Genomic DNA, 25,343 nt, shown 5'->3' on the forward strand with positions numbered 1-25,343 from the left:
AGGGTGGCACAACTCATTCTTAAACAAACTATGTGAATGCTTATGTACGATGCAACTTGTTATCCAGTTAATATCTATCAACAAAACTTTCATTTGGCCTCTCAATTAGATGAGACCCACACCAAGTACTTAATTCCGGTTAAGGTATCGATACAATGTGTGTGTGACATAAGCAAAGTATTAAGCGCACTGAATCAGTGGATAGCACAGCATCCAAATATTTTTTCTAAATTGTCGTTTGATCAAGGAATGACATTTTCTACTGCCGAAAGTGTGACGATAGAACAATATAAATTTAATCAGGCAGCAGAAAGAAAACGGGCGTTGCTGGAATATCTCCAACAACCTATTAAGGTCGATGGTGATCTTTTATTTCGGGTAGGGCTATTTTATCTGGAAAACGCGAACATCGAACTGGCGCTACTTTTTCATCATATTCTCATTGACCAGCAAGGGCTTGAAGAATTGATGAAGGATCTCGACCTTATTTTTCAAGGGTACGACAAGTCACCTGTCATTAAATTAAATTCGTTGCCTAATAGTGAAATTGACCCCTCACTCTTTGACTTTTGGTATCAGTCAATACATTCATATGAAGCCATCAGATTCAAAGCACCTGAATCTAAATATTCACCTTCGTCAGACTGGCGCTACGATTTAATATTCACTCAAGAACTGTCAGATAACATAGTCCAATTCTGCAAGGAAGAAGGGGCCACACCGGCAATTTTCCTTAACAGTTGCCTTGCGATTGTGATCTCATCACTGCAACATTCAGATAAAGTCCTTTTAGGAACGGTGACTAATGCCCGTCAAGAACAGGATCAAGGTATAGGATGTTTTGCTAATACGACATTCCTTCCGCTTGATCTGTCACAGGCGACAAAATTCTCTGATGTTATGGAAATAGTATTAGAGAGGACAATCGATATCCTTGAGTATGGACATTATCCATTCCAGGCATTGCGCAAAGGTATGTTGGAAAAAGGCTGGGGAGGAGAAAATCCATTTCACATTTTTACCAGTTTTGCTGAGAAGTCGAAAAATAAATTAACCACACTAGCATGGGAAGTGATGTCTGCTGGTGGATCTAAATTTCCACTGAATGTACTGTTTTCAAAAGAACATGAATGTTTTTCTGTCTGTATAACATACGACACCACTATTTTTAACCGTGACTACGTGGCTGTTGTATGCCAAATGATTATTGACGTGGCGAAGAAAGCCGTTCATACGAACAACCATTTGGATATCACAAATCGAGAACTTTATAGAAAGTTTGAGCCGTTAACGACAGGATCATTTCAGCCAGACGGTACATTGCTGGGGCGATTTAGACAACATGTGACAGCCTACGGGAATAGGCCGTTTTACGTCGACCATGAGCAGGTATTAACCTGGCGTGAGGTTGATGCTATTTCCAATCGAGTTGCCTCGTCATTACTACATTTAGGCGTTAAACCTGGAGATAGGGTCGTTTTTGAGGCACCAAGAGATTACCGGTTCATCTGCCTTGTATTAGGTATCTGGAAAGTCAGGGGAAGCTTTGTTTGCTTAGACGAGCAGGCAATTTTAAGCCGAAAGACCGGTGTTTTTGCTGAAGCGAAAGCGGCCCTGTTGCTTACTCTAACTGACAGTCACGAGCTGCATGAGAAAAGCTACCTTATAGACGAGGTGTTGCATCATAACGGTGAAGAACAACTTCTCATCAGTAATGAAGTTATCTCAGCCAGCGATGAAGCCTATATGGTGTTTACTTCCGGTACCACGGGAACGCCAAAAGGTATCTCTATATCGCATAGCAATGTCATGCATTATGGCAAGAGCATTGTAATTGAATTGGAGCGACTTGCATTGACAGAGGCCGAATCGCCTCTCGCTTTTGCCGTCGCATCTACACTGTCAGCCGATCTGGGTTATACCTCTATCTTTGCTTCCCTCTACATGGGGAGAAGCTTGAGTATCGTGCCTTATCACATCAGTCTCGATCCTTTGTTATTCTCGCAATTCATCCGGGATAACCATATTGATGTTCTAAAAATCACGCCATCCCATATGTGGGGCCTGTCACAGGGAGAGGGAATCGCATCAACGTTCCCCTTAAAATGTCTCATTCTGGGAGGAGAGAAACTTTCGGGCCAGCAACTTGATGCTGTTCAGCAAAGCGGTATCAAAGTACTTAACCATTATGGACCATCAGAAACAACCGTAGGAGCGGTGCTCCATCACCCCAAATCAGGTGATGTCAAATTACCCAATGTCCCTATTGGCAAACCTTTGGGCCTTAATCAGGTTTTGATAATCGATCATAATAAAAGATTGCTGCCGGATGGAATCATTGGTGAGTTGACTATTTCTGGCCCCAGTGTTTCCAGAGGATATCAGGGGTCCCACGAAAACACGGCGGGCTTTGAGCAAAGTCCATTGACGGGGCAGACATACTATACGGGGGATCTTGCTTACTACAACAACGAGGGTGATTTGGTTTTTGAATGCCGAAAAGATAAGCAAATAAAAATCTTAGGGCATCGAGTTGAATTAAATGAGATTGAGTATGCTGTCGCCATGCACATCAATCCCACAGAATTTCGGGTGAGATTTATCGCTGGACGTATCACACTTTTTTGTACAAGTTTAACGTTTGACCGTTGGCAGCAACTGTCGGTGCTCCTAAGAGATACCTTGACAGACTATATGATCCCCACTGAGTTCGTAAAACTTGAACGCTGGCCGGCAACACTGAATGGAAAAATTGATGAAGAGGCATTAAAACAGTTTGCTCGCAATGCTTTTACACAAATAAAAGAACACCAGTTCTCTCTGTCACAGATCGATAAACGGATTCTAAATATATGGGAGAAACACATTGGGCTTGCTAAGTCGCTGGAAGATTCTATTTATGCATCAGGGGCTAGTTCTATCTCTGCGGTAAGGCTGATTGCTGAAATTAATGAGCAATTTGGGCTGAGCCTGAAAGTATCAGACTTTCTTAAACAGCCAAGGATTGTTTTTTTTAACGATATTCAATTAGGAAATTCCATTCAATCAAAAGAGGTAGAAGAAAATCAACTTGGGGAGAGAGGCTATACATTAAGTTCACTGCAACAGACGATGTGGAATATCAACCAGCTTGACGAAACAGATACCTCTTACCATGTACCAATTTTAGTGCGCTTAAAAAGTGAAAAAAGCCAAAATGATATTGAAACCTGCCTAAACGATATTGCCGGTAAATTTGAAGTATTTCGGACACGGTTTTATGATGATGGTGAAAGTGTTTCTGCTATCATTATGCCGGAAATAAAAATTTCAATACAAGAAACTCGTTTTAAAGATGATTTAAACGAAATAACCAGGCTATGTCGTGTTAATATTAATCTAAGCAAACAACTCCCTTATATTTTCTTTAAGGATGATGATTATCTACTGATTGTCATTCACCATATTATAACGGATGCTTGGTCGAATGAACTTTTATTAAGTGCGATTAATACTGCACTTGCAGGGAATTTGGATGGGATTGATATTCTGCCAGAGTGTTTTGTTGGAAATAAAAACTTAACCGATAACCAAATACAATATTGGGTAAATACATTAAAAGATAAAGGATTAGATTTTCATTTAATTGAACAGTCCCATGTAATAAAAAGTGGCGGGGTTGCGACAGCGGAGACTTATATTGAGAAATCGCTGTCAGGATTGATCGGTGAATTCTTCAAAAAAGTGGAGATATCTCACTATACTGGATTGCTGTCCATATATAATCTCATGATGTGTCACCATTTCAATAAAAATGAAATATTGCACTACATACCCATATCCAAGAGAAAAACTAAAATAGACTTCTGTCGGTTTGGTATGGCAGTGGATACTTTACCGGTATTGGGACAGGTTTCGCCTGAGTTACAGGTATTAGATTATCTTAAACTCTTCAATATTGGTTTCTTAAAATCCATAGAAAACTCGGACGTTGATTTCAAGCAGATTGTTGATGCATGTAATTTAGTGAGAAAGGATGGTAAGCTCAAATCAAACCATATGTTCATTTATGAACAAGAATCGACAAAAAATTTCGATCATATTGAGCGCTTGAACCTTGATAGTATAGATACAAAATTTGAATTAACTTTCTCAGTGATGCTAACGCAGGACGGCAGACTAAAAATAAATGCAGCGTCCAATACCATTCAGGCTGATTTATTGCAAATTCTTTTGGAAAAATATAACAGAATTTTGTCTGTTATTGCTGAATCTGCAAACGTTCAGCTGAGATATCTGCTATTACATGTTGAAGGAAAAGTTCTGGTTGGCAATAATGTGCCGGAGGATATGCTGGGTTTGCCAAATAATATTGGCAAATCTTTACAGCATTCATTAGAAGAGCATACATTGCGCATTGCTGTTATTGATGGTGAACATCATTACACCTACCAGCAGCTTTATGCCGCTTCAGCACAAATTGCTGAGTTCATTATAAAAAAAGACCTTGTTAACCAGCCAGTTATGGTCCATATGGACAGGTCGTTTTATGCGATAGCAGCAATAATAGGCGTAATATTATCGGGTAATATTTTTATTCCTGTCGATGGTTCATCTCCCTTGGACAGAGTATCTGGCATACAATCTGTAATAGGTGGAAATGTATTAATCCTGAATAGAAAGACAATTAGAGACGCCATCAATTTAAACAATCGGGATACTTGGAGTTTTAAGGAATCTTTACCAGAAGACATTCTATATATGATTTTTACTTCTGGTTCTACCGGGATACCTAAAGGTGTACCTATTAGCCACAAGTCATTGATTAATTATCTGGCATGGGCGAAAAATAAATATAGAATTACTGCTTCGAGTACAGTGCCACTATTCACGTCACTAAGTTACGACCTGACATTAACCAGCATTTTCTTGCCACTTATTTCAGGTGGAAAAATACAGATTATTGCGGGTGATAACGGCCTTTCAATAATAAAAAATTTGGTTGAAAGCAGAACATATTATGACATGATAAAACTGACACCGACTCATTTAACCATGATGAGCCACCTACTTGACAGTAATAGCAGTGACGGTAATCGAATTAAAGCGGGCTGTGTGGTGGTTGGTGGCGAGCAATTATACTATGAAATGCTTAATTGCATTGAAAGTAATACCCCAGTTTATAATGAGTATGGACCGACAGAAGCCACGGTTGGGTGTTGTGTACATGAAGTATTTCCTGAAAAAGATAAATATGGCGTTGTGCCGATTGGTTTGCCAATTTGGAATACATGTCTTGCGATTATAGGTTCCATGAATCAAGTGTTATCTGCCAATGTGGTGGGTGAATTGGTTATTTCGGGTGTACAGTTATTTTCAGGTTATTTCGCCTCAGCATCAGATAAATTGCATCAGATGACATTGGGAGATTGCCATAGAACCTGGTATCGGAGTGGCGATTCCTGTTATATAAAAGAAGGTGTTATACATTACGTCGGGCGCGAGGATCGGCAATATAAAATAGATGGCAATCGAGTTGATCTTGGCGATATTGAATCGGCAATCATGCTAATTAATGGTATACATTCAGCACAAGTCTATTATCTCAATAATAATGAGCCATGCTTAATATCGGTCATTTCCGCAGAAAGTAGCATTGAGAAAAATCATATAGTCAGTGAATTAAAACGTTATTTGCCGGGTGCAATGATACCTCAAAAAGTGATATTCGATACAGAAGTCATTTTTACTGATAGTGGCAAGATCGACTTTAGTTCTGTGCTTTCAACGCCACAAAATCATTCTGCGATCAAAGAAGCTCGTAAGCATGTTTCGCTAGTCAGAGATCTATGGGAAGAATTATTAGGATATACAGGCATTGATGGAAACATTAATTTCTTTGAGGCAGGTGGCAGTTCCAGAAAACTATTACAGCTCTCACAGCGCTTGTCTGAAGCATTAAATAGAGAACTTAGACCTGTAGATCTATTGACATATACCACTATTTATCAACAAGAGGATTTCTTGTTAGGTAAACAACATAGCGCTGAGATTTTTGTTGCAAGCCGGGCGAAAAGTCGCGGTATCAATCAGGCTAACACCATACTGAATAAAAGAAAGAAAAGGGGCAGTGTCCTTGAGTCATAAAATAGCTGTTGTTGGCATGTCAGGGATATTTCCCGGTGCGAGTTCCATAAAAGAATACTGGGAAATGCTCATTGAGGGTAATACAGGTATCCGCGAGATACCTGATGAGCTTCTGACTACAGAATCGAAAACAAATAAAGCGCGTTATGGTGAGAATTACATTACTCGGAAAGGCATCCTTGATCGTGAGTTTGAATTCGACTACCGCTTTTTCAAAATGTCTAAGCAAGAAGCTTGTTTACTTGATCCTCAGCAAAGGAAATTCTTGCAAGTATGTTGGAATGCCTTAGAAGATGCCGGTTATTCGCCAAACACCATGCAAAACCGCAATGTTGGGGTTTATGCAAGTTGCAGCCCTTCAACCTATGCCGAACAAGTTTCTAAAGACATGGATCTGTCAGATTGGCAGCAATCTTTAATGCTTTTCAGCAATAATCTGCGAGACCTTGTTGCTTGCAGGGTGTCATCTTTGCTGGATTTGCATGGACCAAGTCTTAATGTACAAACAGCCTGTTCATCTTCCATGTCCGCTTTGCATGAAGCATACCGAGGGCTGTTGTTTGGTGATTGTGATGTTGCCGTAGCCGGTGGTGTTGCAATCAGGTTGCCTCAGGAAGTTGGCTATGTGTATCACGAACAAGGAGTGTATTCACATGATGGCGCATGTCGCCCATTTGACCATCACAGTAGTGGTACCGTTTCAGGTAATGGGGCTGCCGCTGTCATCTTGAAGCGGCTTGAAGATGCAGAGAAAGACGGCAACCGAATTTATGCTGTGATTGATTGCGTTATGGCGAATAATGACGGCAATCGAAAAGTCGGTTTTACTGCGCCCAGTGTTGTAGGGCAACGCACCCTTTTTCAGGATGCCCTTGAGTTTTCGGACATTGATATCGCAGATTTAAGCTATGTCGAAGCCCATGGCACCGCAACGCCACTGGGCGATCCTATTGAATTTGAAGCCATGAGTCAGGCGATTGCTGCGATCACGCCTAAATCACACTTTTGTTATTTAGGAAGTGTAAAAGCGAATATCGGTCATCTTGATTCAGCGGCTGGGATCTCGGGGTTTATCAAGACTTGCCTGATTCTCTGGCACCGTAAAGTCCCGCCTCATCCAACTTTTAAGGCCCCTAATCCGCAGCTCAAATTTGAGGGCAGTCCGTTCCTTATTAATAAGCAGGTAATAGTATTGTCTGCTACCGGCATTTTGTCCGCGGGCGTTAATGCGGTTGGGATTGGCGGTACAAATGTGGTTGCCATCCTTTCCTCAACGGAACCGGCGACATGCCGTATTGAGAATTCTGGTCGTTACTATTTCCCTTTATCCGTTAATGATAAAGAGGTGGTTTCGCTCAATCAGCAAGCCGCAGCGTCGCATATCGCTTGCGTAATGGATAATGCCGCCACGATTTCATCATGTATGGCTGAGCAAAATAGAGGATTTCCAATCAAAACGGGAATATGGTTGGACTGGCAAGCCGGTAATCTCAAGCAGAACCTTCCCGCTGCCACTTGCACAACTTCCCTGAATAAGTTGATCTTTGTACTCCCTGGCGGGGGCAGTTTTTTCAAAGGCGCTTTATCGGCAGTTGCACAAGAATTTCCCTATATCATCGATGAAATTGGCGATCATTTAGATTTAATCGGGGATAAAAGTAAAATTTTGTCTTACCTGATTGATAAGGATGGCGCCTCTGACCATGACGGTTTTGGGGAAACATTAACGGAAAACCTGCTGACGACATTTTTCTTAAATCATGCGCTACTGCTGGTTCTCCGCCAATTGGGCATTCGTCCAGACATGCTGATCGGGCACAGTTTAGGTGAATATAACTGTGCGGTTGCCGCGGGCGCTATGACGGTTGAGATGGCGGTAAAAATTATCATGGAGAGGGCGCGGATTGTTGAGTTGGCCCCCAAGAAATTTTTGCTCAATGTTTTCTGTAAAGCAGAAGCTCTACAAGATTTTGATAAATATCGTGATATTGAAATTATCTCTTACAACTCTGATGCAAATCATACGATTCTGGTCGAGCCAAGTATTTATTCTGAAACAACGGCTTTTTTACGCAAAAATCGGATTGGTTTTAAAAAGATCAACGTGGTTGCTGCCGCGCATTCTCAATTACTAGAGCCATATATGGAAAACTTTGATGCCTTTTTAGCAGAGTTTTCATTTATGCCGTTGCAGGTTCCGATGATCAGTAATTTAAATGGAAGCCTGCTTCAAAAGGGAACCTGTCTTGATAAGGATTATTGGGTACAACATCTTAGACAGCCGGTCAGATTTGCCGGTGGGATGGAAATAGCCATAGAAAATGGTGCCAATACCTTTGTTCAAGTTGGTGTCGGTGAAGGATTAGCAAGACAAGTAAACAGTGAAAAACCTATCAATATATTTTCTCTGGTTGGCAATAGTATTCAACAAACTCACGATGCTTTATTGGGAGCAATCGGGATATTTTATCATTTGGGTTTAACGCCGATTTTTGCCGGTCTGCCAACACCAAAAATATCCGTCCGCCATTTGCCTCTGCCTCCTTATCAATTTAAAAGTACTGTATGCAAAATGGAGCCAGGTAAAACCAATCAAGGGAACAACCAAACTAATGGCTCCCCAGATTTATATCATGAGGGATTAGTTTTTGATGCTGAGATTGAAGATACAGCAATCACTCAGCTTCCTAATATCCTTTCGGTAAATCAATTGATAAGAAAATTCTCATGTGAGGAGGATTTACAAGCATATTGGGTTACTGACCATGAAATTCCGGCACTATTTGTTGATATTACTGGTTTTGATTGGTGTGAAGCCAGTGATGTCTATTGGCTGAAAGAAAAAATAAATCTAATTGCCAATCAGAATAAGCGGTCAAGGATTTTTCTGACAATACGAGCGCAAAGATTGCCAGATTTGTCCTCCTTATTAGCACCGCGTAATTTTTGTGTCTGTGTGAATCAAGAATTACCTACGCTCAAAACGACATTACTTGTTTCAGATAGCTTCGAAACAAAACATTATTGCGCTTTTGTTAATAAGAAAAATGTGTTGAATGATGCTTATTTCATCTCTGATAGCCGCATCTATATACCTGCTTATTCTATGCTGGAAAAGGACGATTTCTATTCAGACGAAGAACAAGCTGGTGATGAAAAGACAATTATCATGTTCGGCGGAGCCGGCAAGATTGGTTTAAATTTACTGTATCACCTGATGTTATCGACCTCATATCATTTTATTTTGGTCGGACGGAAACCACTCAATCACAGCCTGCATGAATTCCTGTCAAACAAAGGGCATGAATACCATATTGATGAGAAAATCATCTCTGAAATATATTCTCAGCGCCATCGTGTTGATTATATTTGCTGTGACCTTACACAAGAAAACGCGCGTCAGCAGGTTATTTCTCATCTGCATGAAGAAGGGGTTAAAAATATTGACGCCTTTATGCTGATGACCGCTGATTCTTATTCGGCTTCGATTAGAAAACAACTTATTGATGTCACAGAAGACGACGTACATCAGCAGCTAATGTCAAAAGCACATGTACTTAATGAGATAAATAAGCTTGAAGAAAGCTTAAAACCCAAGGTCAATATTATTTTTAGCTCGAATGCCAGTCGGTTAGGGGGAATAGGTATGTTCTCCTACAGTATTGCTAACGGCATTTTAGACAGTTGGGCGCAGCAGAAAACCGGGAATACACGCAGAATCTCAATTAACTTTGATGCGTTTCGCTTTACTCCTGATCCGAATCCTCCGGCAAATTTTATCAATGAGGAAGCTTTAACCCAGTTGATGATTGGGCTACTTAATAAAGATATTTCCAGAACGCTTATTCTTTCTAATGAACGTTTTCCGACCCGAATTAAGCAATGGGTACATCTTGCTGGCGAACAATTTACGCGCTTAGCTCAGGAAGAATCTATTGATGAAACCGGCGATATCACGATCTTTGTGAAAAAACAGTGGGAAAAATTACTTGGTGAAGAAGATTTAACCGCTGAAAGTCACTTCTTTAATTTAGGTGGACACTCATTGATGGCTTTCCAGCTATTTTCAGCATTAAGGCAATTCTGGAAAATCGAAGTTGTACTGATTGATCTGGCAAAAAATCCTACGCTAGGTTCATTTACCTTATTGGTTCAAGAGCGGATGAAAAATGCCGTTTATAAAGAAGAGACTATCGAACGGATATCTCCACCTATGATAGATGCACTAATGTCAAATATATTAGGCAATTAATTGGCGGCATTGTGTTAAGGAAAAATTTGCATGAATAATGCGATAGAAAGAGTAATTTCTCAACTAAACCTATTGGATGAGAATAAGCTTAACGAGGTTCTGAATTCCTATCCTATGCTGTCAAGCAATCAGATGGGATTATGGCATGATAGCCTGCTCAATAAGGACAATAATGCCTATAACTTGGGTATCGTTTGGGAAATTGATGAATCTGAGATATCAGAATCAGATATTAAAAACACGCTATTAGAATTGGTTTATGAAAACCGCACATTCCGCAGTATCTTTTATGAGCATCATGGTCAGGTCCATCTCATTCCATTTTCTGAACAGGAGTTTAAAGTAGAGTCTAATAGATTTGACTCTGAAGATGTATTCCTGGATTTTTTGAAGACAGAATACGCAAAGCCGTTTTATTTAAAAAACGAATTCCCGGCGCGTTTTTATTTGTCAAGATATAATAAGAAATTACATATTTGTTGTTTCTTCAATCATATTATTATGGATGGTTTTTCAATTTCGCTGGTTAAGCAACGCATTGCGTCAAGGCAAGGAGAGAAAAATCAAAAAATAGATTTCTTCGATTATCTCTATCATCTTCCTAAGGAAGCGGATAATGAATCATTTGATCAATGGCGAGATTACTATCATAACTTTGAAAGCCAGGAGTTGACTTGGGGTGCAACTTCCTGGGAGATAGGCAGTCAGGCGAAAATTTTTGATTTTCCATTAACCAGTTTTCAGGACGTCATCGATTTTACCAAATCGAAAAACATTCAATTATTCACGGTCTTCCATTATGCACTGGCGAAAGCGGTAGCAGAGATAACGGGTCAGAATAGTTTTTTTCTTGGCTGTACCGATCAGAATAGAGCAAGACCGGGCACTCAATCATTAATTGGGTATTTTGCCCGGACAATTAAACTGGTGTCGGTCCTTGATCCTACTCAAAACGTTATCGATCAACTTAAAAGATTAGATGAAAAGAATTTACAGGCGTTTTCATTGCCAGCCCTGTCGATACACGATGTCGTTAACCATGTGACTGGGCGTGATATTGAAAGGCCGTATCAAGTGGTACTTGAACTGCAACGTTTAACGTCAAATTCCGCCTCCCTTTTACGTGAAAACGAATTGGGATCAAGGATTTTTTCGCGCAATGCTAAAAATGACTTGTCCGTATTTGTTTTCGTCACGGATAACCAACAGGCCAAAATTAGCATTGAATATGATTCTTCCGTGGTGACATATCCGACTTTAATCAAATTAGTAAAAGCGTTTAACCACCACCTCCTGCATGTCTGCGGTATAACGGCGAGAAATCAGAAAGAATCCGATATGGCTTTTCTCCAGGGAAGTCGTACAACTAACGATTTTTCTATTTATAACGCGATACAGGCATTATGCCAAAAGCAAGTGCCGGCTTTTTTAAATAAAGCGCATATCTCTTTTGCACAGATGAGCGGTCTGGTAAATCAATGTGCAAATTATATTTGCCAGCATTATGCTGTTGGTCAGTATGTCGGTATATATGCCCCGAGAACACCAGAGACAATTATCGCTTTATTGGGATGTTGGCTGGCTGGTCGGGTTGGTGTCTTAATTCCGCCGGGTTTGCCCGCTGAAAGAGGGCGACATTTCTTTGATACATTGAAACTGGACAAGCTTATCAGCTTAGACACTGCACCAGATTATTGCTATGGATATAGGATAGAAAACATCGGGCAACATAAATCGTCCTATGTGTTTTCCGAGGAACAATTACATTCGGCTGGCTACGTTATTTTCAGCTCAGGAACAACCGGTAAACCCAAAGGTGTGCTTATTGGTCAACATGCCATAGCGAATTTGGGCCAGTTTTTATCATCTATCTCGATGCCTATACAGCGTTTTGCTTTGAATGCAGAATTCTCATTCGATGCTTCTTATCAGCAAATATTGCAAGTTTGTTTAGGTAAAAGCGTCTATATCCTTAATCAGGAAGAGAGACTTAATCTTGAACAGATGGCCGCAACGCTGAATCAGCATAAAATAGAAGGAATGGATTGTACGCCATCACAATTACAACTTTTCTTCGAAGAAGGTTTATTCGAAAAAGTGCCTTCTTTGCAATGGATGTTAGTTGGTGGAGAAAAAATAAATGCGGATTTATTGCACAAAATAAAAAAATGTTCCCAGGTACAATTTATCAACGTATACGGTCCCTGTGAGTGCGCGGTAGATACGGTTTTTGAAATTATTGATGAAAATACACCTAATGACGCGATTGGTTATCCAATCTGTCATACAGGCGTAGGTATTTATTCTGATACTCATGATTTATTGAATACCGGTGAAATAGGGGAAATTGCCTTATTTGGGCCATCGGTCGGTGAGGGATATGTCCATGATCAGGCGCTAACATCAAAACGATTTATTGAACTAAATACCCCAACTGGCAAGAATAAAGGCTATATGACGGGCGATTTGGGATACATTGCGTCTGATAACCGTGTCTATATCATCGGGAGAAAAGATTCTCAGATTAAGATCAATGGGGTCCGGGTTGAATTAGAAGAAATCAATATTCGAGTCAGACATATTCATGGTGTTCAAGATGCCTATAGTGTATTTCACAAAGATGAAGGATGCATCAGTGTGTACTATATATCATCTGAATTGATCTCTGATGATGATATAAAAAGCAGTATTGCTGATGAATTGGGGCGTCATCTTCCTGTTTATATGTTGCCGACAAACTATTATCGGGTCAGGGAATTTCCACTCAACACATCGGGTAAAATAGATGTTAAAGCGCTGGTTAATTACGCCGCTGTTTCTGGTGATAATACCGTGAATATGAGTCAGGCTTCTGCCGCTGAAAGCGCTTTAATAGAACTTCTGGCAGCAAAGACTAATATTATCATCAGTGATCCAACCCAGAGTATTTTCAATTTTGGTGCCAATTCATTGTTCCTTTTTAAAGTGCTTAAAGCCATTAATGCTGCATATAAGGTACGAGTGACAATTGGGCAAATCATGGAAAACCCGACTATCCGGCATATTAATCAACATATTGAACGTGCTATAGAGAAAACAGCGGCTAAAAGAACTATTTTAAATCAGTTAAAGCCGTCGGAAAATGATGACGCACGTATCGTCCTGTTTCACCCTGTAGGCGGTGAACTGAATTGTTATTACACCTTAGTTAATCACTTTGATGTAGGAATTCCGGTTTATGGGATTGAAAGTCCAGCAGAGCTGCGTTTAAACAGCAATGTCAGCTTTGACGATCTTTGCCAGTTATATGCCAAGGAATTAATCGAACATTGTGGTAACAGGAAAATACATCTTATCGGCTGGTCCTATGGTGGCGTGGTCGCCTTTGAAGTTGCCAGAAGACTCATTGCTAGAAAACCATGTCATAACCATGATGTTAAAACCGTCACGTTGATTGATTGCGCTTATTCCGGGCATTTTAATATGGCAAACGAAGTAAATAACGCAATCACCTCAGTATTGAATGGGTTAACTAAAGGGCAATTTTCTTCAGAGAAAGATCTGAATGCATGGCAAAACGACCTGCCAATGCTTTGTAATAAACTAAAACATCAATATGGGGTAGAAATAACCTCCGAGTCATTGTCTGAAATGATAAAAACTGTTTTATGGCATCGTGACATTTTACGCACCCATGATTTTGACAGAACCTCAAAAATTCCGTGTGACATCAATATAGTCTGGGCGACAAAAACATTATCCCATTTATCGGTTAATCAGGTTCATTGGGAACATTTATCAGAAAACACCGTTCGGGCTCTTCAGGTTGATGGCGATCATTATTCAATAATGCAAAGTATTGATCTGCCTGCCTTGGTCAATAACGTTTTTAAGGGAATATAAAATGAGCATATCAGATGTTAAATCTATGTATACACAATATCCTTATCCAAGCGCTTCAATTGGAGATAACCTGATTTATGATTTAGCGGGAATTTTTGGGTTAATTTTCAATGATGACTTATTAAACGGCAAGAAAGTTGTAGATTTTGGCTGCGGTACTGGACATAGATTAATTGGCCTTGCGAGTTTTTACCCTGAGACACAATTTGTCGGTGTTGACATGACGGAAAATTCTCTGGATGTGGCTAAAAAACTTATCGCACATCATAACGTGCAAAATGTGAAATTGGTCAATAGCACAATAGAAGGCTTTAGTGAAAAAGGGCAATATGATATTGCTATATCTACCGGGGTTTTTCATCATATGGAAAATCCATTCAATGGATTTCAGGCCGCTTATCATTCCCTGAACGAAAATGGCGTGGCTTTAATTTGGCTTTATCATGCAATTGGTGAATATAACAGGTTAAAAGAACGAGAAATCCTCCAGATTTTTGCGCGCAGTATTTCGAAAGATAAATACTTTTTAAATGTTGATCTGATGAATCAACTCTGCAATCAATTGAGCCGAAATCAATATGGCAGTGATACAGCAAGTCACAGTGATGAAAGCGTTGATCAAATTGCTGTTGATGTCGATGCTTTTCTTAACCCAATAGTGAATGCATACCATTATCACGAAATTGCAGATTTTTTCAGGCTTGCTGGATTTCAGCGTGTCAGATGCTGTGGGCTAAATCGTGAGAAACAGAGTAAACTTCTGGCAGACCAATTAAGCAGAGTGAATGACAATTTATTCCTCCAGTTCACGGATCTGAATCTTTCTGATGAACTCAAGACGGTATTCTATTCAATGAGTTATTCACAACAGATCCGAGTGATAGAACTTTTGTGGAAACCCAATGGAATTTCCTCAATCGGTTTTAAATCGGCGCAAGCGTTATCACTGGTTAATGATTGGGTCAGGGGCGAAGCATGACAACCTCTGCGCGCGCGACATTTTTCTTAGCTATTGCTTTTTTGTCGACATTGGGTGACACATTATTGGTTATTTGCCTGCCTTTAGGGTTAGGCAAAGAGACTGGAAATATTAGTTTTGCCTTGTTAGCGTGGCTAATTCCTTCGGTTGCTATATTTTTGTCTAGTTTTTTGGGTAAAGTGGTGAGCAAACGTAGCCATACAGAGAGGCGAGACTATGCATTAATATTGATAGCCATTGCTATCATAGAGATTATATTTGGCATTATCATTTTCATGGTTACCAGCCAATCGGCTATGTTAATCATCATATCTTTATTTGTATTTTTTTATGCCATCGCAAAAGAGGGGATTACGCGACTTATATACAACGTTTCCATTTATAAATTTTTCTGTGAGGCCAGTACCTATTTACGCATCTCAGGTAAAAAAGCGGCACTTGACATTGTGGCCGGTGTTGTTGGTCTGGTTATTGCTTCCCAAATTATTGCTGCGGGAGAGTGGCGCTATGCTTTAATTCTGGATGCTATCACATTTTTGATTTTTGGCGGCGGAGTGCTTTTTATTGGTAAAGATTATAGACACAATGAGACTACCTCTAACCCAGCGATTAATGAAAAGAGCGTGGATGATAAGTTAGTATCTCCCATTTTATGGATATTATTTGGTATGCCATTATTGCATGGAGTAAATGCATTATATGCTTATTTTCAGCCATTAATTATCGATAAGATGCAAATTATGTCTGTTTCAACCAGTATTTTATTTTTATCCTTGATAAGGCTACCTGGTCTGATAGCAGGGTATCATTTTGATAAATTGACACATTTTATCTCCTTACGTGCTGCTGTGTTTTTATTTCCGCTTATTTATGTGTTTGCATCTGCGCTATTTATTTTATTTCCGAGTGTATACACCATAACATTCACCATGTTCATGGGTGGGATAAGTATTGGTATATATAATCCGAGTTGTATTAATTTGATTAATGAACTCACCCGGGAGAAAGCGGTTACAGTTAATTCATTTATGTTGAAATGTATTGGTTTCTTCCAAACTACTGGCTGTGTTTTATCCATGATATTTTATGGTGGTGATCAATTGCCGCGATATCAAATAATCATTGCATTCCTGATATTTATGATAATCGGCTTTATTGTTTCAAAATGGGGGGCAAATAAGCTCTTCCTTGCGTGGAAAACAGGAAAACAAAATATTACTTAATTTTGTCATTATAAAAAGCATGCTGAATTTATCTTAATGGATTAAATCCTTAAGACCTTAAGAATCGTATACCCAATGGATTTCAAGATGCATTGCGACGGCCAGGGAGCGAATCCCCGGGAGCATAGATAACTCTGTGACTGGGGTGAGTGAGTGCAGCCAACAAAGAGGCAACTTGAAGGATGAAAGGTATATTTGTTTAATAAAAGAATATGCGCGGTAATACCAATGAAATTGCAACCAGTAATTCCTTCAACCATGAATGCCTTTGTTATCCGGTCAGAAAGATATGGCGAACCTATAGCAGCAATTAAACATGAAGTCGTCGATGTGCCTGATGTGGGGGATACTCAGGTACTATTGTATGTCATGGCTGCGGGACTTAATTACAATAATGTATGGGCATCTACTGGCAAACCCGTTGATGTTATTGCAGCCAGACGTAAAAAAGACCGTACAGCGGCGCCTTTCCATATTGGCGGATCTGAGGCAGCTGGCATTGTCTATGCAGTCGGTAAACGTGTGCACAATGTGAAAGTTGGGGATCACGTTGTTGTCTCCTGTTCGGTCTATGATGCAACCAGTATGGATGCCCGATTATCTCAAGATCCTATGTTTAACCGAGGTCAGGAAATTTACGGTTATGAGAAAAATTTCGGCTCCTTTGCTGAATACACACTGGTTGAGGATTACCAGTGTTATCCGAAACCGGCCCATCTCACATGGGAAGAGAGTGCTTCCTTAATGCTTAATGGGCCAACGGCCTATAAACAATTAACACACTGGGTACCTAACATTGTTAAACCGGGCGATCCGATTTTAATCTGGGGAGCAGCTGGCGGGTTAGGGTCGTTATCCGTCCAACTGGCGCGAGCCTTAGGAGGATTACCGGTGGCGGTGGTTTCTTCTGAAGATAAAGGCAAATATATATGCGAGCTTGGGGCAGTTGGATATCTATTAAGAGGACAATATGCTCATTTTGGCAGATTACCGCCAATACAGACGTCTGAACATGATACATGGGGGCGCGAGTTTGCCAGATTCAGGCGAGATTATTTTAAAGTTTTGGGCAAAAAAGAACTGCCCAAACTGGTCATTGAGCACTCTGGGGAAGACACATTCCCGACATCGCTCCAAATCTGCGATCATTCAGGCATGGTCGTGACTGTAGGGGGAACATCGGGCTATAACTGTGATTTTGATGTCAGACATTTGTGGATGCATCAAAAACGTATTCAAGGTTCACATTACGCCAATATCAAAGAATGCAGAGAATTTCTTGATTTAGTGAATCAGAAGAAAGTTATTCCCACGCTCAATCGTATTTTTGATTTTGAGCAACTCCCGGTTGCACATCAGGAGTTGTACCAAGGGCAGATTTTTGGCAATGCGGCAATCTTGGTGAATGCTAAAGCAAGAGGGTTAGGGCGTCAGATATAAGATGATGTATTAGTCGCGATTAGATTCTGGCAGTTCAACTTGAAAAGTTGAGAGTTACCGGTTAATGATATGAGTGTCGAATCCTTATACAAAACACAATATTGCAGACAACGAGTTTTCGTTTCATCTATTTACCTACAATGGAGGCCAAAAAGTAAGAACTTTGGATGAAGTAATTGCTGCCCGTTCGCCAGAAAGCCAGGAGCGCATCAAGGAACTGGCTGACGAAATGATTCTGGAAACTGGTTTGCAAATGATGCGTGAGGAGTTGCAGTTGTCACAAAAGTATGTTGCTGATGTGATGGGGAAGCCAGCCAGCTAAGCCTCGATGTTAAATTGCCCTCAGGGATTAGCAACAATAAATCATGCGCTTTTATGGAACGAAAACAAATAACCGGTAACTGTCAGAGCTAATCTGAACTAATACAAATAAAAACTCAGTCCGATTCGTGAAATTTAGTTACATATTCGAACTGAGTTTCCTTTATGAAAATTTGCTACTTAAAGTGAGTAATTAAGTTTGAACCTCATATGAAATTATCGGAATCCAGTTCCCGGATTAATAAGTTGTGACAACTTATTTAGGGCAGTCGTTCTATCAAAGGCGCCATCTCGGCGTAACGCATCTATAAGCTTGTTGAGCATCTCATCCGTCACATGTTCCATAATGAAAAGATGTGCATACTCAATCCCATTTTTTGTCTCAGTAGAAAGAGAAAATTCTTCCACAATGTCATCGTTAGGGCAAAGGAACAGGATGCTAAGGGAAAGTGGCGAGCGGTGGACGTGAAGATCACGACCCAGTTCACTACTCAATGCCTGTAGTTTCTGATGAACGTTCTCACTCATCTTGAGTTGATTGACGATTTTTTCAATCTGGTTTTCATAGGAATGTTTAGCCAGATAATGCCAAAGAATCAGGGCCGAAAAACCATTGCGCGAACCAGCCAATGTGGAGTCTTGAGCTCCTATATAATCTACATTTAGGAAGTTCAATAGATATTTTTGTTTTGTTAGATAAATACCTGTAGGCCATGGAGCCCCCATTTCTTTGTGTCCACTAGTCACAATAGAATGAACGGGGTTTCTGAAGTCAAATGAAGGAAGATGTCCCTCACCAATATCTATTCCTTGCTCCTTCGCTTTCTCTAAAAACGGACCATACGCAGCGCCCAAAGCACCGTCAATGTGGAACCAATAGCCATTTCGCTTGCTTTGAATAACTTTGCCATTTTCCAGGGTAATTTCAAGAGTCCGCTCTTTGAGGCCGTACCGCTCAAGTATTGGTAGTAACAGATCGATCGCGCCGCTTACATCATCAAGTGCACCTTTAAACGAGGTTCCATAGTTGAAGTTTACCGCTATAGGGAAACCACGTGATGCAAAAAACTCTACCAATACACTAAGCTTATCGAGATCAATCGATCCTGTTGGGAGGGACGGGACCTTGGTTGGCCATTTTCCATCACTCGTCTTGATGGGACATTGTCCTGGATAAAGAGACTCTCCTACGTTAGAGAAAGTGGAGAATACTAAAATATCTTTTGCTTTATCAATTGAGTAATGTGCATCTTCGGAGTAGAAAAGTACGGGTTTAAGCGAATTCTCGTTACCACCTATGAACTCCCCCTGTTCAAGGGAACTGTTTGAATTCGAATCAACCCAGAGAACTTTTCCGGCTAGATAGTCACGCGCATTGCGCAGGGCATATAAATTCCCTTCAGTGCTTCCCATTGACAACACATAGCCCCAGTAACCCTCGCCTGGAGTGGTGATACATCTGTCGGGTGCATTCCAAAGTTTAGCAAAATAATCCAGCACGGCACGCTCAATAAACTTTGAATTGAGCCTGAAGTTGCCTGCCATAAAAGGGTCGCCAACATTATTTAAATGAACATCTAAATACTTGCCAATTTCCGATGAATAACTGAGTTCTTGGTTGGCTTGATAGCCAAGGAATTTTTCTCGCGTTTTCTTTACATACGAATCCAGCTCTGTCAGGGCCTTCCCGTGTTCATCATCGGTTAATCCATTTTCAGATAATTTAAACAGCGATTCGTTAATCGGTACATAATGTTCATTGTTCATTTTTGACTCCATGTAATTCCATTTTCAGATAGTTAAATAGGTATTCATTAATTGCCACATAAGCTTTATTGTTAATATATGACTAGAATGCAATGATCTATCAAAACAAATGGCTTGTTAATCATGGGTTTGTGTTTTGCTGGTGCCTCCTTAATGGCATAATTTGTATAACATAATTTATATAACTTCCCCCACATTTCAATCTTTTTTTGTCTTATTAGTTCTGGTAGGACGCTACATGTATTCAAATTGAGGCAGATTTTGAAAATGATCAATTGCAGGTCAAAATATTGTATTATTCAGATTTTTCCAGAATAAATCACCAGTTTTCATAGATATAATCCCAAAAATATCTCATAAATATCTCCTTTTGCAAACAAGGAGATAACATCATGCCAATGCCAGTGAATCTGTCTCAGCACAATGCGGTAGCAGGAAACTGTCAGAATCAGTCTGATAAAAAAAACGTCTCACAACTTACATCCAAGGTTGTGCGTGTAAAAAACGCAGCAAAACCTCTGCAAATTTCAGGGGCCAGACCGCTGAAACGTGTATCAGAAGACCAAAGAAACGAACATATCACTAAACCCCTAATCGGTCAGATTATTGCCGGTGCAAAAACAAGAGAATATTGTCAATCAAAAAGAGACGATATCTGTGGAAAAGAAAAACCAGGAACTTCACTAAATGAAGCATATTCTCCAGATTTAAGTAGTTGCATAATTAGCACAAATGTCACCACAGACCAGTATTTAATTCGGTTTAGAGCGTCCCTGTCCAGAGTGCATCGAAGCCCAACCTGTTCAACCGTGTTAACGTAATACCCAAAACCTGATATTTCATAATATATTGTTTTAACTGATTTTAAATTTAATCCTGGAGGTAAATTACCTTAATATAGAATCGTGATTCCCCAAATTTACTCAATAGTATTGAACAACTAAACGAGACTTAATGTGAAATTTTTCTAAATTGATTGAATAATATGAATAAGCGGCAAAGTCAGAAGTTATTTAGTTAAAATTCACAATAATTAACTAATTCCGTGCACATATTATGAAAAATCGGAGAAGTGGATAATAAATTATCGTCATTCATTTTCAGGTTAAATTTCGGCTAATCAGCTGGCCTTTAATACTTGAAACAGACTAGTGTCAGTTTGACTGATAGCTGTATCGATTCATCGTAAGAAAAGTGCGAAATTCTCATAGTATGACCCTGTTAAAAATCATAAATTTATTTTATATATGATATAAAAACGATGTGCTATTTCCGGTTTACAGTTTACGGTTTTTAAAATCCACATTTATCTTAAATTAAGGAAGTATTACATGAACAACCTAACCTATGTTCAGGAGTACAACGCTATCGTTGAAGTTATAAACAAGTACAAAGAAGGTTGTGAAAAAGCTAGCAGCGGCATGATGAAACCTGCTTTTAATGAACAAGCGACCATCTTTGGTGTTGATAACGATAACAAGCTAGTCGGCGGTCCGATTCAGGGGCTTTTTGACCTCATCGACAACACTTTCCAGCCAGCCCCGGAAACGAAAATTGTCATCGTTAGTATCGATATTGTTGGAACCGCCGCCAGTGCCCGTATCGATATAGACGACTTTTCTGGTTTCTATTTCACCGATTTCCTCCACCTCTTGAAAGTGGACGGTAAGTGGACGATCGTCAGCAAAATCTACCATACTCATCAGAACACATAAGCCAAAGCAATATGGGGCTTATATCGTAAGCTTGACAGCGTTCTTTTTGGACGCTGTTTTATCTATATTTTGGTCATCGCATTTACAAGCAATCCCACGCCAAATACTGCCATAAGCCCTCCGGCAACGGCATCAAGCCATTTTCTGACTGAGGGAATACAAAGTATTTAAATATGTTGGCGAAAATAGAGGAGGTGAACTAAACTCAAATTCCACTTTTGTGAGAGGAAGTTAGCTATGTCTGAAACCCGTTTTTCTGAATCGTTAAACCTGAAATCTCACTGGATGCCATTCAGTGGCAACCGAAATTTCCAACGTGATCCACGCCTTATCGTTGCTGCCGAGGGACAATGGCTAAAGGACGATAAAGGACGCCAGATTTATGACAGTTTGTCTGGCCTTTGGACCTGTGGAGCCGGTCACACCCGAACAGAAATTCAGAAAGCTGTTGCTGCTCAATTAAGCACGCTCGATTACTCACCAGGCTTTCAGTTCGGTCATCCCTTATCGTTTCAACTGGCAGAAAAGATTGCCAATTTAACGCCCGGTGACCTTAATCACGTCTTTTTCACCAGTTCAGGTTCCGAGTCTATAGATACCGCAGTTAAAATTGCGCGAGCTTACTGGCGTGTGAAAGGACAATCCGCGAAAACCAAACTGATTGGTCGTGCACTTGGCTATCATGGTGTCAATATTGCAGGTACCAGTTTGGGGGGAATGGGTGGTAACCGCAAAATGTTCGGACAATTGATGGACGTAGACCATTTACCCCATACGCTACAGAGTGATATGGCATTTACGCCAGGTATGGCAGAAACTGGTGGCGTGGAGTTGGCCAATGAAATGCTCAAGTTGATCGAACTGCACGATGCCTCCAATATCGCAGCGGTTATTATCGAGCCGGTGTGCGGTTCCGCTGGTGCGATTATTCCACCTAAAGGGTATCTACAGCGTTTGCGTGAAATTTGCGATCAACATAATATTTTGTTGATTTTTGACGAAGTTATTACCGGCTTTGGCCGCATGGGGCGCTGGACTGGAGCTGAATATTTTGGTGTGACACCAGATATTCTTAGCTTTGCCAAACAAATTACCAATGGCGCTATTCCTCTGGGAGGTGTAGTAGCAAGCAGTGAAATTTATGAAGTCTTTATGTCCCAGCCACTGCCGGAACACGCCGTAGAGTTTAGCCATGGTTATACCTATTCGGCGCACCCTGTAGCCTGTGCCGCTGGGTTGGCAACCTTGGATCTGATGGATAAAGACCATCTTATCCAACGCTCTGCCGAAATTGCCCCTCACTTCGAAACAGCCCTTCATGCTCTCAAAGGCTGCCCAAACGTAACTGACATTCGCAACTGTGGCTTGATAGGGGCAATTCAGTTGGCTGCCCGTGACGGTGATGCTGCTGTGCGTCCTTTTGATGCCAGCATAGCGCTTTGGAAAGCGGGTTTTTACGTGCGCTTTGGCAGCGATACGCTGCAATTCGGGCCTATGTTCAATGCTGAACGAGACGATTTAGATCGCCTTTTTGACGCCGTAGGTGAAGTCTTGCATCACATTAACTGAGGATAGGGCGGGTTACCCACCCGCCCAGAGTAAGGTGATTGTTCAGTAGTAAAACGGACCATTGACTTGGAAAACAGTGGTCCGTTTATTGACCAAACACAAATATAAAAATAATAGTGCACGGGTATGACTAAAACATCTTGTTTTGTAATGTTTTTTTAAAAAACTGAATGACCTTATCATTAAACTCTTTGTGAAAATTTATGCGGTCAAAACCAGACGGGTCTGTACAAATTATTGGTACATCACGTTTCTGTCGAATAGAGCACGGAGCAAGAAAAGAAAAATGACCTGCATTCTTTGCAATATGAAACTCTGGGGCAAATTGCAGGGCATTTCTTATCGATTCTACATCTTTCAGTGCCACACCATCACCACCGAGTTCAGACGCCCATAGTTGGATTGGTACAGAAACACTTTTGAATCCATCTTGTGAGAACAAATTGAGTGGATCGGCAAGCACAAAAGCTTTTATGCGAGTGTCGCTTTTAGGTAATACCCGAAATTCTCGTTCACGAGCTTCTTCGCAAAGTGGCAAATCATCACGCAAGCAAAAATTAGCCGCCACCCCATAATCCGGTTTAGCTCCTGCTGCGGCTAAACCTGTGTAACCTCCTCGAGAGAAACCAAAAAAACCAATTGCTCCTGGTGCTAAACGCGTATGTTCTGGCCATGTTCTAGTCATGAAATCAATCAGACGTCTTATATCATTTGGACGATTTACAAACACACGTAAGTGTCCTTGATCGGACACGTCCTGAAAATTGTCACCAGGATGATTAATTGCTGCAACAACAAAACCGGCATCAGCCAATGCTTCTGCCGTATCGTGGTGCCCTAAGAACGCCCCCGCACTTCCATGTGAAATAATCACCAATGACCACATTGATCCAGATGCTACACAATCACGCACACCGGGTAAGGTAAATGACCCAAGTTGGAACTGACCCGCAGGTGATTGACATGGATACCAAACAGCCCCGTGCATCGCAGGCCCCTGTTCATCCGCTGGAACATCGATCAGGCTAAATCCAGCGGCTTGTACACTCTGAATAAGTGCTATCAGCATAAATGTACTGAGTACAGCGAGAAAATAGTGAATGGTCGAACGTAGCATAGGAATACTTCCTTAATCGAAATTCATTGAAATAATAGAGTAACGAGAATATTGATTCGAAAACTATTTTCAAGAACGTGGAAGCCTCGATCTCTGGTTTCTGATCGAGATGGAGAATCATTCTCCAAATTTACCCTATAGATTGAACAAGTTCGGGATATTGAGGATGAAATCTGCCCGTGTTTGTCCTTCAGAGAGAAGACCGTTGGCACTCAGAAACTCTGTGCAATCCGTTCGAATAGTGCTCTTCTTGAATCTATGCTTGCCGCTACGCGCTTCTCCGCCATTTCACGGATGGCTACCGGAGCCGTTTCTGGGCGACCGGCATTGAATGGTGGTGATGGTGCATATTCCAGACCGAGTTGAATACTTTGCGCCGTTTCCTTTCCGTAAATTTCAGCAATCACCGTAAGAGCAAAATCAATGCCTGCCGTCACGCCGCCTCCTGTAATAATATTGCCATCTTTAACGACCCGGCGGCTGTCGGAAATGGCACCGAATAATGATAGCAGCGATCGCCAGCTCCAGTGACAAGCGGCACGCTTATCAACCAGTAATCCGGCTGCCCCCAGAATCAGTGAGCCGGAACACACAGAGGTGATGTATCGTGCTGACTGCGCCAGTGTTTTCACCGCGTGCATATAATGGGGAGACTGCATGGCTTCGACACACCCGCTGCCACCAGGAACGCAGAGGATATCGCAGTGTGTCAGCTGTGTTAAATCTGCCAATGACGCGAAGTGTAATCCATCAGCGGCAATTGACTGTCCGTCAACAGAAGCAACGATGACTTCCACATCCGGTACCCGAGAGAAAAACTGATGGGGTCCGGTAAAATCCAATTGAGTCACACCGTTATAAACCGGCATCACAATAGTCATTTTATTGCTCATAATTCTATTCCTGCACTTATGCTTTCAAAATCGTTATGAAAAGCGTAACGTAATTGTAC

12 protein-coding genes and 1 pseudogene are annotated in these 25,343 nt (G+C 40.8%); 10 read left to right on the plus strand and 3 right to left on the minus strand.

The window, feature by feature from the left end:
- Positions 1-42 precede the first annotated feature (42 nt).
- From BDD30_RS00360 to BDD30_RS00390, 7 genes and pseudogenes are all read left to right on the plus strand, one after another.
- Positions 43-6,126, plus strand: coding sequence for an AMP-binding protein (locus BDD30_RS00360; protein WP_158307063.1), 6,084 nt, complete (start codon positions 43-45; stop codon positions 6,124-6,126).
- Complete coding sequence (locus BDD30_RS00365; protein WP_041381863.1) at positions 6,116-10,378, plus strand: type I polyketide synthase; 4,263 nt, start codon at positions 6,116-6,118, stop codon at positions 10,376-10,378. The genes BDD30_RS00360 and BDD30_RS00365 overlap by 11 nt, the downstream gene beginning before the upstream one ends.
- 30 nt (positions 10,379-10,408) lie before the next feature.
- Positions 10,409-14,260 carry an AMP-binding protein gene (locus BDD30_RS00370; RefSeq protein WP_015834352.1) on the plus strand — a complete coding sequence of 1,284 codons (3,852 nt, stop codon included), beginning with the start codon at positions 10,409-10,411 and terminating at the stop codon, positions 14,258-14,260.
- 1 nt (position 14,261) lies between these two features.
- Entirely contained in the window at positions 14,262-15,239 is a 978-nt protein-coding gene (locus BDD30_RS00375) for a class I SAM-dependent methyltransferase (RefSeq protein ID WP_231849213.1), read from the plus strand.
- Complete coding sequence (locus BDD30_RS00380) at positions 15,236-16,462, plus strand: MFS transporter (RefSeq protein WP_015834350.1); 1,227 nt, start codon at positions 15,236-15,238, stop codon at positions 16,460-16,462. Before BDD30_RS00375 ends, BDD30_RS00380 begins: the two co-directional genes overlap by 4 nt.
- Before the next feature lie 228 nt (positions 16,463-16,690).
- Positions 16,691-17,902 (plus strand): crotonyl-CoA carboxylase/reductase, encoded by a 1,212-nt coding sequence (gene ccrA / locus BDD30_RS00385; RefSeq protein ID WP_041381861.1) that lies wholly within the window; start codon positions 16,691-16,693, stop codon positions 17,900-17,902.
- 100 nt (positions 17,903-18,002) lie between these two features.
- Positions 18,003-18,209, plus strand: a pseudogene (locus BDD30_RS00390) (hypothetical protein); the annotation flags it as partial.
- Positions 18,210-18,439: 230 nt separating this feature from the next.
- Here the strand turns inward: BDD30_RS00390 and BDD30_RS00395 are convergent.
- Complete coding sequence (locus tag BDD30_RS00395) at positions 18,440-19,990, minus strand: pyridoxal-dependent decarboxylase (protein WP_049795202.1); 1,551 nt, start codon at positions 19,988-19,990, stop codon at positions 18,440-18,442.
- Positions 19,991-20,382: 392 nt separating this feature from the next.
- Here BDD30_RS00395 and BDD30_RS00400 point away from each other — a divergent pair, with 392 nt between their 5' ends.
- The 3 genes from BDD30_RS00400 to aptA all read left to right on the plus strand — a co-directional run bounded on the left by BDD30_RS00400 (position 20,383) and on the right by aptA (position 23,274).
- The gene (locus BDD30_RS00400) at positions 20,383-20,811 is read left to right on the plus strand and encodes a hypothetical protein (protein WP_015834346.1); all 429 of its coding nucleotides are present in this window, start codon (positions 20,383-20,385) and stop codon (positions 20,809-20,811) included.
- 510 nt (positions 20,812-21,321) lie between these two features.
- On the plus strand, positions 21,322-21,705 hold the full coding sequence (locus BDD30_RS00405) for a nuclear transport factor 2 family protein (RefSeq protein WP_015834345.1): 384 nt from the start codon (positions 21,322-21,324) through the stop codon (positions 21,703-21,705).
- Between the two features lie 237 nt (positions 21,706-21,942).
- Positions 21,943-23,274, plus strand: coding sequence for an omega-aminotransferase AptA (gene aptA / locus BDD30_RS00410; protein WP_015834344.1), 1,332 nt, complete (start codon positions 21,943-21,945; stop codon positions 23,272-23,274).
- A 130-nt stretch (positions 23,275-23,404) separates the two neighbouring features.
- Here the strand turns inward: aptA and BDD30_RS00415 are convergent, their stop codons facing one another.
- Both BDD30_RS00415 and BDD30_RS00420 read right to left on the minus strand, forming a co-directional pair.
- Positions 23,405-24,391: an alpha/beta hydrolase family protein gene (locus BDD30_RS00415; RefSeq protein ID WP_015834343.1), complete on the minus strand. Its 987-nt coding sequence runs from the start codon at positions 24,389-24,391 to the stop codon at positions 23,405-23,407.
- A 212-nt stretch (positions 24,392-24,603) separates the two neighbouring features.
- Positions 24,604-25,284: a DJ-1/PfpI family protein gene (locus tag BDD30_RS00420; RefSeq protein WP_015834342.1), complete on the minus strand. Its 681-nt coding sequence runs from the start codon at positions 25,282-25,284 to the stop codon at positions 24,604-24,606.
- Between the last annotated feature and the right edge of the window lie 59 nt (positions 25,285-25,343).

Origin of the sequence: Photorhabdus asymbiotica (assembly GCF_003634575.1) — a bacterium.
Taxonomy (GTDB): domain Bacteria; phylum Pseudomonadota; class Gammaproteobacteria; order Enterobacterales; family Enterobacteriaceae; genus Photorhabdus; species Photorhabdus asymbiotica.

Excerpts from the sequence above, each read along its gene's own strand:
- BDD30_RS00360 (WP_158307063.1), top strand. The coding sequence starts at position 43 with ATGTACGATGCAACTTGTTATCCAGTTAATATCTATCAACAAAACTTT.
- BDD30_RS00370 (WP_015834352.1), top strand. The coding sequence starts at position 10,409 with ATGAATAATGCGATAGAAAGAGTAATTTCTCAACTAAACCTATTGGAT.
- BDD30_RS00375 (WP_231849213.1), top strand. The coding sequence starts at position 14,262 with ATGAGCATATCAGATGTTAAATCTATGTATACACAATATCCTTATCCA.
- BDD30_RS00380 (WP_015834350.1), top strand. The coding sequence starts at position 15,236 with ATGACAACCTCTGCGCGCGCGACATTTTTCTTAGCTATTGCTTTTTTG.
- ccrA (WP_041381861.1), top strand. The coding sequence starts at position 16,691 with ATGAAATTGCAACCAGTAATTCCTTCAACCATGAATGCCTTTGTTATC.
- BDD30_RS00395 (WP_049795202.1), bottom strand. The coding sequence starts at position 19,990 with ATGAACAATGAACATTATGTACCGATTAACGAATCGCTGTTTAAATTA.
- BDD30_RS00400 (WP_015834346.1), top strand. The coding sequence starts at position 20,383 with ATGCCAATGCCAGTGAATCTGTCTCAGCACAATGCGGTAGCAGGAAAC.
- BDD30_RS00405 (WP_015834345.1), top strand. The coding sequence starts at position 21,322 with ATGAACAACCTAACCTATGTTCAGGAGTACAACGCTATCGTTGAAGTT.
- aptA (WP_015834344.1), top strand. The coding sequence starts at position 21,943 with ATGTCTGAAACCCGTTTTTCTGAATCGTTAAACCTGAAATCTCACTGG.
- BDD30_RS00415 (WP_015834343.1), bottom strand. The coding sequence starts at position 24,391 with ATGCTACGTTCGACCATTCACTATTTTCTCGCTGTACTCAGTACATTT.
- BDD30_RS00420 (WP_015834342.1), bottom strand. The coding sequence starts at position 25,284 with ATGAGCAATAAAATGACTATTGTGATGCCGGTTTATAACGGTGTGACT.